The 1,247-nt window shown below is 57.5% G+C and carries 2 protein-coding genes; both read left to right on the top strand.

All coding sequences use genetic code 11. The features are described from left to right. Positions 1-430 precede the first annotated feature (430 nt). Positions 431-880 (top strand): IS110 family transposase, encoded by a 450-nt coding sequence (locus tag WX88_RS26695; protein WP_046247486.1) that lies wholly within the window; start codon positions 431-433, stop codon positions 878-880. Further along, positions 799-1,247: IS110 family transposase (locus WX88_RS26690; protein ID WP_231590811.1), on the top strand; the 449-nt coding region annotated here is incomplete at its 3' end. The genes WX88_RS26695 and WX88_RS26690, both read left to right, overlap by 82 nt.

Genomic DNA, 1,247 nt, shown 5'->3' with positions numbered 1-1,247 from the left:
TTTTTTGGTGGAAAAAGTGCTATTGAATATAGTATATGATCTTAGTGGGAATTTCGGTTCCAACTCTCGTATGATTGCGTGGCCTCAAGGTGGGGCCAGCTAGAAAAGGAAATGGGGACATCATCTTACTCTAAGTGCGGGGCTTTAATGGCGTTGACACTGCGCGCAAGAAACGGTGCCCCGTTTCCCGTTTTGCCTGAAGACTGCACAGGTTGGAGGGAGCTACCGAGTCATAGGGCGAGGTGCATCCCGCATTTGTACGAGAAAAGTTGCGGTAAAACCTCGCCTGGCTACGGCTATTCCCCTTTTATTCTTTTTGCGTATGACTCCGCTTCCTTCCCCCACTGCCCTGCTCAAATGCGTTGTCGGCATTGACATCGCCAAGGACAGCTTCGTGGCTTGCGTTGGCCACGCCACGCTTAGCTAGCAGTTGCACTTTGGTAAAGAAACGACCTTCGCCAACACCGCAAGCGGCTTTACGGCCCTGCTCAGCTGGGTAGTCAAGCAGCACGTTAGCGGTAGCCCACTTTGGTTCGTGGTGGAAGCCACCGGCGTCTACTACGAAGAGCTGGCTTACTTTTTAGCCGACAACCAACAGTTGTTGAGTGCGTTATTGCCTAATAAGGTGAAGCATTTTGCCCGCAGCACTGAAGGCAAAAGCAAGACCGACCAACTGGATGCACGCCTGCTCTGTCGCTTGGGTCTGGAACGGGCACTTCCGGCCTGGCAGCCGCCTACCCCCGCCTTGCGCCAGTTGCGCGCCCTGNCCAGTTGCGCGCCCTGGCCCGCGAACGGCAAGTGCTGGTACAACAAGCCGCCCAACTTAAGACTCGTGCCCACGCCTACCAGCATCGCTATCAACCAGCTAGCCGGACGCTAGCGCGGCTAGCTGCTCAGCAGCAATTGCTGGTCAGCCAGCTCAAAGCCCTGGACCAAGATTTGGCTGACCTGCTGAAAGCGGAGCCCGAACTGGCCCGTAAACTGGGCCAGCTGATCAGTATTCCCGGCATCGGGCTGACGACGGCCATCGTGGTGGTGGCCGAAACCAACGGCTTCGTGCTGGTGGAGAACGAGCGCCAGTTGGCCTCCTACGCCGGATTGGACGTGGTGCAGCACCAAAGCGGCCTCTCGGCCCGCGCCACGCGCATCTCCCGTCGGGGCAACGTGCGTCTGCGCACAGCCCTTTACCTGCCCGCCGTCAGCAGCTTACGCTATAATCCACAGCAAATTGCCTTCTATGCCCGCCT

The organism is Hymenobacter terrenus, from assembly GCF_000972495.1.
In the GTDB taxonomy this organism is placed as follows: domain Bacteria; phylum Bacteroidota; class Bacteroidia; order Cytophagales; family Hymenobacteraceae; genus Hymenobacter; species Hymenobacter terrenus.
This window is presented reverse-complemented; position numbering and strand designations above follow the sequence as displayed.